The 10,124-nt window shown below is 62.8% G+C and carries 10 protein-coding genes; 3 read left to right on the top strand and 7 right to left on the bottom strand.

All coding sequences use genetic code 11. The annotated features are described in order from the left end of the window. Positions 1 to 61: 61 nt before the first annotated feature. On the bottom strand, positions 62 to 1,345 hold the full coding sequence (locus Q1K29_RS04640) for a transcription antitermination factor NusB (protein ID WP_300391787.1): 1,284 nt from the start codon (positions 1,343 to 1,345) through the stop codon (positions 62 to 64). Further along, positions 1,342 to 2,250, bottom strand: coding sequence for a zinc metalloprotease HtpX (htpX, locus tag Q1K29_RS04635; protein ID WP_350210294.1), 909 nt, complete (start codon positions 2,248 to 2,250; stop codon positions 1,342 to 1,344). The genes Q1K29_RS04640 and htpX overlap by 4 nt, the downstream gene beginning before the upstream one ends. Before the next feature lie 113 nt (positions 2,251 to 2,363). Here htpX and Q1K29_RS04630 point away from each other — a divergent pair, with 113 nt between their 5' ends. Both Q1K29_RS04630 and Q1K29_RS04625 read left to right on the top strand, forming a co-directional pair. Continuing rightward, positions 2,364 to 2,549, top strand: coding sequence for a DUF1674 domain-containing protein (locus tag Q1K29_RS04630; protein WP_300391786.1), 186 nt, complete (start codon positions 2,364 to 2,366; stop codon positions 2,547 to 2,549). A 174-nt stretch (positions 2,550 to 2,723) separates the two neighbouring features. After that, complete coding sequence (locus Q1K29_RS04625; protein WP_300391785.1) at positions 2,724 to 3,272, top strand: hypothetical protein; 549 nt, start codon at positions 2,724 to 2,726, stop codon at positions 3,270 to 3,272. 3 nt (positions 3,273 to 3,275) lie between these two features. Here the strand turns inward: Q1K29_RS04625 and Q1K29_RS04620 are convergent, their stop codons facing one another. The 3 genes from Q1K29_RS04620 to Q1K29_RS04610 all read right to left on the bottom strand — a co-directional run bounded on the left by Q1K29_RS04620 (position 3,276) and on the right by Q1K29_RS04610 (position 6,246). Beyond that, the gene (locus tag Q1K29_RS04620; protein WP_300391784.1) at positions 3,276 to 4,292 is read right to left on the bottom strand and encodes an aldehyde reductase; all 1,017 of its coding nucleotides are present in this window, start codon (positions 4,290 to 4,292) and stop codon (positions 3,276 to 3,278) included. 118 nt (positions 4,293 to 4,410) lie between these two features. Beyond that, the gene (locus Q1K29_RS04615) at positions 4,411 to 5,190 is read right to left on the bottom strand and encodes a hypothetical protein (RefSeq protein WP_300391783.1); all 780 of its coding nucleotides are present in this window, start codon (positions 5,188 to 5,190) and stop codon (positions 4,411 to 4,413) included. 81 nt (positions 5,191 to 5,271) lie between these two features. Beyond that, positions 5,272 to 6,246, bottom strand: coding sequence for a DMT family transporter (locus tag Q1K29_RS04610; protein ID WP_300391782.1), 975 nt, complete (start codon positions 6,244 to 6,246; stop codon positions 5,272 to 5,274). On the opposite strand from Q1K29_RS04610, the gene Q1K29_RS04605 reads away from it, so the two are divergent. Beyond that, entirely contained in the window at positions 6,245 to 6,541 is a 297-nt protein-coding gene (locus Q1K29_RS04605; RefSeq protein ID WP_300391781.1) for a hypothetical protein, read from the top strand. The two genes, Q1K29_RS04610 and Q1K29_RS04605, sit on opposite strands and share 2 nt — an antisense overlap. On the opposite strand, the gene Q1K29_RS04600 is transcribed toward Q1K29_RS04605, so the two are convergent. Both Q1K29_RS04600 and Q1K29_RS04595 read right to left on the bottom strand, forming a co-directional pair. Further along, the gene (locus Q1K29_RS04600) at positions 6,538 to 7,425 is read right to left on the bottom strand and encodes an SDR family NAD(P)-dependent oxidoreductase (protein WP_300391780.1); all 888 of its coding nucleotides are present in this window, start codon (positions 7,423 to 7,425) and stop codon (positions 6,538 to 6,540) included. The two genes, Q1K29_RS04605 and Q1K29_RS04600, sit on opposite strands and share 4 nt — an antisense overlap. A 433-nt stretch (positions 7,426 to 7,858) precedes the next feature. Beyond that, positions 7,859 to 10,072 (bottom strand): prolyl oligopeptidase family serine peptidase, encoded by a 2,214-nt coding sequence (locus Q1K29_RS04595; RefSeq protein ID WP_300391779.1) that lies wholly within the window; start codon positions 10,070 to 10,072, stop codon positions 7,859 to 7,861. Positions 10,073 to 10,124: the final 52 nt, after the last annotated feature.

Below are 10,124 nucleotides of genomic sequence, written 5' to 3'. Positions count from 1 at the left end.
ACGAGATATGAACCTCAGCAGGCCATTTTAAGGCGAAAGGCGGAAAGTTGCCTGATTTTAATCAATTCTCGCGGACAAGACGCGAAATCTGGAAGATATCATGGCCGTAGCGGCCATTCGGCAAGGTGACGAGATCGCCGTCCGATGTCAGCCCGGCGGCAAAATCAACGGCCTCCTCGGCGGTAATGGGTGAGCGCTTCAGACCCGTGGTTTTCAGAACGCGGTCGACCACCTCGACACCTTCGCGTGCCAGCGGGGTGCAGACGCAATAGACGAGCGTTCCGCCCGGCTTCAGCATGCCTGCGGCCTGCTCCAGAAGACGGGCCTGAACATCGGGAAAGCGGGCAATGTCATTCGGACTCTTTATCCAGGCGCCTTCGGGATGGCGGCGCAGCGTGCCGAGCGCAGAACACGGGGCATCGAGCAGGATCCGGTCTGCCGGTTGAGGCGGCGACCAGTCCTCGACCTTTGCCTTCACGGTCTCGACCCGGTCAGACAGGCCTGTGCGGGCAAGGTTTTCATGAACCCGTTCCAGGCGGACCGCCGAGCGGTCGATCGCCGTCACCGAAGCCCCGGCGGTGGCAAGCTGCATGGTCTTGCCGCCCGGGGCAGCGCAGAGATCCAGCACCCGCTCGCCCGGTTGCGCCCCTAACAGGTGCACCGGCAGCGCGGCGGCGACATCCTGGACCCACCAGTCACCGGCCTCGAAGCCCGGCAAGGCTGACACATCACCTGTCGGCACACGCACGCTGATGCCGCCAATCACCTGGCCAGCCGCCGCTTCGGCAAGCGTGGAAATGGCGGCCACATCCTTCGGCGTCAGGTGCAGGTCCGGTTCGTCGAGCTGCGCGGTCGCCATGGCGGTCGCGGCCTCGACGCCGAGGCTGGTCATCAGCTCCACGGTCAGCCAGTCCGGCCAGATCGCAGTCACAGGCGCCTTGTCGAAATGCGAGCGGTCGTTGACCACCTTGCGCAGGACGGCATTCAGGAAACCGGAGGAGGAGCGCGCACGGGCCCAGCCCTTGGCGGCATCGACGGTTTCACTGACCACGGCATGATCCGGTGTCTCAAGCAGCCAGGCCTGTGCGGCCCCGACCCTGAGCAGGGCCCGGGCCGGCGGCGTTGCGGTTTCCAGCGGACGTGAGAGAAAGGGTGCCAGCCCCTTGTCGATGCGGCCCAGCTGGCGCAGCGCCGCGCTCGCTATCGCCCGGGCAAAACCGCGGTCGGCCCCCTGCATCTTCGAATAATGCTCCGACGTCACCATCGCTTCATCGAGCGTCCGGCGATTGTCGAGCGTCTCGATCAGGAGGTCTGCAGCAGCCTGTCTTGCTTTCGCGCCGCTCATCCCCACGGGCCGGCGGCGCGCGCCGGTTCCGGTTCAGCGAGGTTGCCCGCCGGGGTGATGTTCATGTCCTTGGCGAGCTTGCGCAGCGCTTCGATTCGGTTGGCGGTTGCCGGGTGCGTCGAGAAGAGATTGTCGGCGCCCTTACCGGCCAGCGGGTTCATGATGTACATGTGGGCCATGGCCGGATTGGCTTCGGCGCGCTGGTTGAGCGTAGCCTTGGCGCCCCGGTCGATCTTTTCGAGCGCGGATGCCAGCCAGTGCGGATTACCGCAGATTTCCGCGCCGAGGCGGTCGGCTTCATACTCGCGCGAGCGGGAAATCGCCATCTGGACGAGGGCGGCCGCCATCGGGGCGAAGATCATGATGGCAATCGACGTCAGGATCCCGCCTCGCTCACGATTGCCGAAGAAGATCGCGAAATTGGCGAGCATGCCGATCGCACCGGCGAGCGTCGCCGTCACCGTCATGGTCAGCGTGTCGCGATGCTGGACGTGGGCGAGCTCGTGCGCCATGACGCCTGCGACTTCCTCTCGTGTCAGGGAATTGAGCAGGCCCATCGTCGCGCAGACAGCGGCATGCTTCGGATCGCGGCCCGTCGCGAAGGCGTTGGGCTGAGGCGTGTCGATCACATAGATTTTCGGCTCAGGCATGCCGGCATGTTCGGCCAGCGCACGGGTGTCACTGGCGAAGGTGCGGATGACCGGCGACCGCTCATCCTCGGTCACTTCGCGCGCGCCCTGCATGCGAAGCACGATCTTGTCGGCATTCCACCAGGAGAACGCGTTCATGATCAGCGCCACGCCGAACGCGATGGCCATGCCGACCATTCCGCCGACCAGATAGCCAACGGCCATGAACAGCGCCGTCATGGCGGCCAGCAGGATGAAGGTCTTCATTGTGCCCACGGCGATTCTCGCTCCTTGATACGCACGGTCTTCGTTTTAATCTCTGTCAGGCGAATATATGGAAAGTGTTAACGCGTGTGGGAGTCGTGCCTGCACCGAATTAAAGAAATGTCATGACCCGCAAACTCACTCCCGAAGCCGAACGCGCCCTGGCAGAAGCCGAACAGCGCCGTGACGAGCAGCTGAAGCATGAACAGGAGCTGGAAGCCCGGCGCGCCAACGAAAAAGGCGGACCGAAGCATCGTGAGCCGACCCGGTTCGGCGACTGGGAGCGCAAGGGCATCACCTACGACTTCTGAGCACAGGACACCTCTTTCATCCTGCCCGCAAGACGCGACCGTCACTCGCGCCATGGGTTAACCCGTTTGCATCATGCCTCCTGCAGCCGTTTACTGTTGGCAAACCAGCCGATGGCCCCCGGTTTGCTGCCCTTGACCGGGATGTCCGGATTCTTCGCTCAGGAGGCGAATTGCATGTCAAAACGCTACAGTCTCGCCGCCATTGCTGCCGCTTTCATGCTGGCGGCTGGCCCAGCCTGGGCCGATGGCTATCCGGACCGGCCCGTCCAGAAAGGCCCGCCACCGCTGCAGGCCCACATTTATGAAAATGGTTGCGAGCTGATCGGCGGAGATGACTGGTACTGCCCCCCGGACGAGGTCCATGAGACCCAGGTTCGCCGCTATGTCGATGAGTCGAAGACCCGTCATTATGTAACGCGTTACACGATCGGCGGCATCTGCTGCACGCCGCAGGCGGCGCCTCCGCCGCCGCGTCCGGTCTATCACGCACCGGCTCCGCGCGGCCTCGAGATTGATGTTGCCAGCTTTGGTGGCGGCGTCGGGTCCGGTGTCGATGGCGGCTATTATGGCGGCGGCGGCGGTTTTGCCTATGCCAGCGCCCGCGCATCCGCCAGTGCGCGTGCGTCAGCCAGCATGCGCCTTGCCTTCCGCGGCGGCTTCAAGGGTGGCTACAAGGGCAAGCGTGGCGGCAAGAAGGGTGGCGGCGGCTGCGGCTGCCGCTAGGCTTCAGACCACGCCAAGCCTGATCAGGCTGTCGGCACTGGCACGAATGGCGTCTTCCGCTGGGATCGGCGTGATGCCCAGGACGCGTCTCAGCTTCTCGTTCGAGACCTGACGGTCACGGCCAAGCTCCGGCAGGATCTGCTTCAGCGGCGGATTGAACCAGGACGCGGCGCGCACCAGCCAGTTCGGCAGCGTCCCCTTCGGGACCTTGCGGTCCGGATAAGCCTCTCGCAACACCTGGCCCATTTCCTCCATCCACATCACCTCGTCGCTCAGCAGGAAACGCTCGCCGGCGGCTTCAGGCAGGGTCATGGCGCGGGCATGGGCTTCGGCGACGTCACGCACATCGATGATGCCGAAGCAAATCTTCGGATAGGCTGGCAGTTTGCCTTCGAGCGGCTGGCTGACGATCTGCAGCGAAGTCGAGACATCCCCACTCATCGCCGGGCCAAACACGCCGACCGGATTGATCACGGCAAGCTCAAGCCCCTTGCCCTCGCCCTCCACATAATCCCAGGCGGCCCGCTCCGCGATTGTCTTTGAGCGCGCATAGGGTGTGTTGTCTTCCAGGTCGTCGGGATTGGACCAGTGCGCTTCGGTGAGCGGGTTCGGGCGGTTCTCGCCCCAGCCATAGCCGATGGCCGCAAAGGAGGATGTCATCACGACGCGTTTCACGCCGGCCGCTTTTGCTGCTTTCAGGACGCGCAGGGCCCCGTCGCGGGCCGGAATGATCAACTCGTCGGGATGCTTTGGCACCGTCGCCGGAAAGGGCGAGGCGACGTGCTGGACATAGGTGCAGCCCTCAACCGCTTCGGCCCAGCCATCATCGCTGCCAAGGTCAGCTGCGATGATCGGAATCTCGACCGGTTTGCCGGCATAGTCCGACAGGATCTTGTTCAAACGCTCGGCCTTTTCGGCAGAGCGCGCCGTGCCGCGCACCTGATAGCCCTTGTCGAGCAGGTTAAGGATGAGGTGCGAGGCGATGAAGCCAGTCGCACCCGTCACGAGAACGGTTTCCATGGGGGGACCTCCTGAGGGCAGCCTCGGTAAACACTAACAGACTTGTTCAGCGTTCGTCCGATTTATTTTCCGGCTGCTCTCCCTACCGGATCGCCCCAGCGACCGCGCCCGGAAGCGGCTAGCGGAAGACCTCGCCAATCGTGTCGATCGATGTGCCTTCCTTGAGGTCGCGCAGGTGGACGTAGAGAACCGACACGCCGACCGCGCCGACAACGCCCCCCGCCATGGCGAGGATGGCATTGAGCAGGCCGCTCCACATGCTGAAGCCCGCAACCGCGCCATAGGATTGCGCGCCTGTGGCGGCGCCGAAGCTGAGCGCGCCTACAATGGCGCCAGCAATCATCATGGCGATGAAGGCAAGCACCATGAGCGCGAAGATCCGCCAGCGCTGGCCCTCGGTCAGCTCGAAGCTGCGCCCGAGAGAACCGATGATGCCCGCACGCTCGATGACGAGGCAGGGCACGGCCACAACCCAGAGCGTCATGAGGATCAGGCCGGGCACGACCAGAAGCATCAGGCCGATGAAATAGGACACGCTGAGGATGATGGAGAGAACAATCAGCGGCAGGAAAGAGCCCAGCGCCACGGAGAGCGAACTTCCGAAATCCGACACACGCTTCGTCATGGCCTCGACCGTCGTATGAATCACGGCCGCCTGAAGCAGGAGCGGCAGAAGCCCGATCAGGAAACTCATGATCAGGTAGCCCGGCGAGAAGACAGCAAATCCGTTGCCTGACGAGATCGCCTGATCGACCATCTGCGCCGAGATCCAGCTCAGGATCAGGTTTGGTATCCCGACGAGGACAAGCGAAAGGACAACAAGTTCGACGAAGCGTTCCGCGATGACGGCGAACGTTTTCTCAAAGACGTAGCCGATGTCCAGATTGCGATCTTCCATAAGGCCCCTCCACCTCGAATCTCGCGTCAAGACCACCATAAGATTTGCGAAACTTCAAACGTTTTCTGGGCACCGGCCCGGTCACCGCCCTTGCAGCACCGTCACCTTCTGGGCCTTCTTCTTGCGGTCACGCAAGGTGATGTAGACGGCGGACACAATGATGATCCCGGCTCCGATCCAGACATTGGTTCCCGGAAGCAGGCCAACGACCAGCAGGTCCGCCACGGTCGCCATGGGCAGGCGCAGATAATCGAGCGGGGAGATGAAGGACGCGTCGCCCGCGCTCACCGCCGAGATATAGCAGAACTGCGCCACGAAGCCGGTTGCCGCCATGAACGCCATCCAGCCCCAGGTCTCAAGCGACGGCATCGACCAGAAGATGAAACAGAAGGGCAGCAGCAGGAGCGTCGAGAGGACATTCGCATAGGTCAGAAGAGCGACCGCCGAGAGCTCGGCACTCAGCGTCTTCACGAGCACGATCGCGACCGCCAGGAAGAAGGCACTCCCCAGCGCGCAGAGCGTCCCCATGTCGAGGCTGAGCGAATCGAGCGCGCCCGGCCGCCAGAAGATGAACAGGCCCGGCAGCACCATGATCAGCACGCCGAAGAAACCGATGGCCACCGCGCCCCAGCGGTGCGGCCCGACCATCTCACGCAGCACCACCGCCGCCAGCACGGTCACGAAGAGCGAACGCGAGAAGCTGATCGCGTTGAACTGAGACAGCGACAGGGTGAAAAAGTCGGAGACCGCCAGCATCGCCAGCGCAAAGCCCAGCGTTCCGAACATCGACCGCGCGAGCAGCAGGCCTGGCCGCTTTGTCCGGAGGCTCGAAACACCGACGCGCAGGATCACCGGCACCGAAATCAGGCACGCAAAAAACGACCGCCAGAAAGCCAGGAATATCGGGTGGACCTCTTTGGAAAGCTCCTTGGCCAGCACGATATAGACCGTGAAGCCTATGCCCGACAGGAGCATGTAGACAGCACCGAGGGCATTGCCAGACAGTCTCCGGCCACTACTCTCTGCCTCACCCTCACAATCAGCTTGATCAGTCATGAAACCCTTTTCCCAACAGGACCTCGACGCAATCGACCAGCTCTGGCGCAACGTCCCGGCGGATCATGTCTGGACGGGGTGGTCAGCGGCCGGCGCCGAGCCGGACGAAGTGTGGCTGTATCGCACGCGGGCCCACTGGCGCAAATTCCCGCTGCGCAAGACAGCAGACGGATTCGCGCTCTATGACGAGCGCAATGAGGAAGTCGCAGCCGCCAGCACGCTTCAGGATCTGCTTGAGGCCGTCGAGAGCATTCCCGGCCTCGCCGCCACGCAGGACGAGGCCGAAGACCGCTAGCTCTCCTGTGAAGCCATCATGGCTTCACGCATCTCTTCCGCCTGTTCCGGACTGATCCCCAGCGCATCCAGCAGCGGGCCGCCATCGCTTTCGTCCCAGCTATGGCGCGGGCCAACCGTCATGCCGCCATCGATCAGGAATTCCCCGCCCGTGATGAAGCTCGCCCGGTCCGAGGCCAGGTAAGCGGCCATGTCGGCAATGTCCCTGGCCTTGCCGGTGCGTCCGGCCGGCTGCATCTTGCCGCCCTGCTGCTCGACGAGTGCGGCCATCTGGTCGGCCTGCTCACGCGACAGGCCGAGCGAGGCGCCGAAGATCGAGGTCGCGATAAAGCCGGGCAGGATCGCATTGACACGGATATGGTGTTTGGAGAGCTCGGCGGCTGCCAGTTTTGAAAAGTGCGCCACGCCCTTCTTGCAGACCGAATAGGTGATCGGCGCATACCCGGCACAAACGGCGGAGATCGAGGACGTGTTCACGACCGAGCCGCCGCCGCGCTTCTTCATGTAGGGCACGGCCAGCTTGGTGCCGACGAAGACCGACTTCAGCAGCAGGTCGACGGTGTGGCTGAAGCCCTCTTCGTCAAGATCCTCTACACCGGTCGGTGTCCCGCCCATCCCGGCATTGTTCCACAGGATATCGACGCCTCCGAAGGCTTCCTCGGCTGTCTCGAACAGGCTGGCAAGCTCGTCACGCTTCGTCACATCACAATGGACATAGCGGACCTTGTCGGACCCGAACCGGGCCTCCAGCGCCTTGCCCTTTTCATCCTGCAGGTCGCCGGCAACCACCGTCGCGCCCGCCTCGACGAAAACCTCGACGCCAGCATAGCCGATGCCGCTGGCTGCGCCTGTAATGATTGCTGTCTTTCCAGAAAGTTCGCCCACGTCTTTTCCTCCGCTTACATGTTTGAACCGAAGGGGCGCTGAGGGGACCTCCAAGTCAAGGCTCGCGTTGGGGAAGCCCGAATCGGTAACCGGCCCCCTCCTCGTCAGGAGGGGACCGGCGTGGGGACGTTACCGACCGGCCTTGGGGAAAAACCGGCGGTTCGCATTTCTGAATTTTACATTTGGATCGTCGCCCAGCGTCTCGCTCACACGCCGCGACACCCATCCCCATTAACAAGTTGTATACTTTATGTTGCGCCGCACAGCAAGCGACAAAATCGCGCAAACCGTTGATTTTACAACAGTGGGCAGCGCACGCCATCCGTTTGGGAAATGGTCTTTATCTCCTCCGCCTCCGGAAAATGCACCTGTCAGGAGAAATCCGAAGCAGGAAAAACCGGCCCGGCAAAAAGCCCCGGGCCGGTCAAGTTTCCTATTCGGACGCGCCAGTTTGCAGGCGGCGCTTGAGATAGACGTATTCCAGCGCCGAGCGGCGCGCCGTTTCCTTCTGATTGGCGGCCGCCGAATGGCCACCATCAATATTCTCATAATAGAAGAATGGTTTTCCGCTCTCCTCGAACAGTTTTGCCATCTTCCGGGCATGCCCCGGATGCACCCGGTCGTCCTTCGTGGAGGTCAGGAAGAGGGGTTTCGGATAGTCCGCCGCCGGATCGAAGTTCTGATAGGGCGAAATCGTCTTGAGAAATTCACGCTCCTCGGGAATGTCGGGATCGCCATACTCATCGACCCAGGACGCGCCGGCCAGAAGCTTGTGGTATCGCAGCATATCGAGCAGCGGCACCTGAATGACCACCGCGTCCCAGAGATCCGGACGCTGGGTCAGCATCACGCCCATAAGCAGGCCACCATTTGAGCCGCCCATGATGCCGAGATGATCGGTCTCCGTGATGCCCCGCGCGATCAGATCCTCACCGACGGCGATGAAATCGTCATAGATGATCTGGCGCTTCTGCTTGAGGCCGGCCTGGTGCCAGTCCGGCCCGAACTCGCCACCGCCGCGGATATTGGCGAGCACATAGGCCCCGCCCTGCTCCAGCCACAGCCGGCCGCGCACCGCCGAGTAGGACGGGTTCATCGACACCTGAAAGCCGCCATAGCCATAGAGCAGCGTCGGCGTCGTTCCATCGAGCGGCATGTCTTCCTTGTGGATGATGAAATATGGAATCTTCGTCCCGTCGCTCGATGTCGCGAAGAACTGCTCCACGGCAAGGCCGTCGGTTTCGAACTTGGCCGGCAGGCTTTTCAGCGGGCTCACCTCGCCCGTCGCCACATCATAGCGCAGCAGCGAATCCGGGGTCAGGAAGCCTTCATAATTGAGGAAAACCGTGTCGACATCCTTGTCGGCAAAGGCGATGCCGGACTGTCCCTTGCCGGGCAGCGCGATCTCGCTCGTCGTCCAGCCGCCGGAGCCGGGCTCAAGCTTCAGCACCTTGCCGACGACATTCTCCTGGATGGACAGGAGCGCGGCGCCATCGGCAATCGCGACCCCGTTCACGGCCTGGCTTTCATCAGGGCTGAAGACCAGTTCGACGGCCGGCAGCGCGCGGGTTTCAAGGAACATGTCGAGATCGAAGGCGACAAGATCACCCGACTTGAACGCGACCGGCTGGCCCTCTGGTGCCCAGTCCTGTTGCAGTGAAACGAGCAGCTTGCCCTTGTAGATGCCATCAATATCGGACTTGGGGGGTATCGGCACTTCAACCGGCGTCTCTTCGCCGTCGGGCAGCCACCACACCGTCGATGTAAAGAAGGTATCGGCCTGGATGGCCCCCTGCAGGCGCCGGCCATCCTCGGTCTCAAGCACGAACGGGAACACGCCGACATCGGCTGTGTCGCCCCGCACCACTTCCTCGGCCGCCTCCAGCGGCGTGCCGCGTGTCCAGCGCTTGACGATGAAGGGATAGCCGGAGTCGGTCAGCGAGCCTTCGCCCCAGTCGGTCGCGATCAGCACCGTGTCGGCGTCGACCCAGGACAGCCCCTGCTTGGCTTCGGTCGTCACGAAACCATCCTCGACAAAACTCCGGGTCGAGAGGTCAAACTCACGCTGGATCACGGCATCCTTGCCGCCATCCGACAGCGAAACCATGCACAGCCACCTGCCGCCCTCTTCCGGCTGGTAGCAATTGGAGCCCTTGAAGACCCAGTTCTTGCCTTCCTCTTCGGCGAGCTTGTCAAAGTCGAGGACGGTTTCCCATTCGGGAGTCTCGGTCGCATAGCTTTCCAGCGGCGTACGGCGCCAGAGGCCGCGGACATTGGTCTCGTCCTGCCAGAAATTGTAGACCATGCCGTCGCGGATCGAGCCGTAGGGAATGCGCTCATCGGAGGTCAGCACGTCGAGCGCCTCCTGATAGTAGCCCTCATAGAGCGGATCTGACTGCAGCGCGCCCAGCGTGCGCTCATTCTGCGCGCGCACCCAGTCCAGAGCGCGCTCACCCTCAACCTCCTCAAGCCAGAGATAGGGGTCGTTTTCGCCTGTCGGCAGGGCGATGTCGGCGTCAGTCGCAACGTCGGTCTGGGCAGTGGTCACGGCGGTGTCGGCCTCCTCGGCGGCTTGGGTCTCGTCAGTGGTCGATTGGCAGGCGGCTGCGGCCAGGATTGCAGCGCCGGCCAGGAGAAATCTTTTCATGAATACAGGTCTCCGATGGCTCTCTGGCTTTTCCATGGAAGGAGATTAGTCT

It is taken from the genome of Henriciella sp., assembly GCF_029937755.1.
Classification (GTDB): domain Bacteria; phylum Pseudomonadota; class Alphaproteobacteria; order Caulobacterales; family Hyphomonadaceae; genus Henriciella.
Note: the sequence above shows the minus strand (reverse complement) of the source record. Positions and strands in the feature narration are given on the sequence as shown.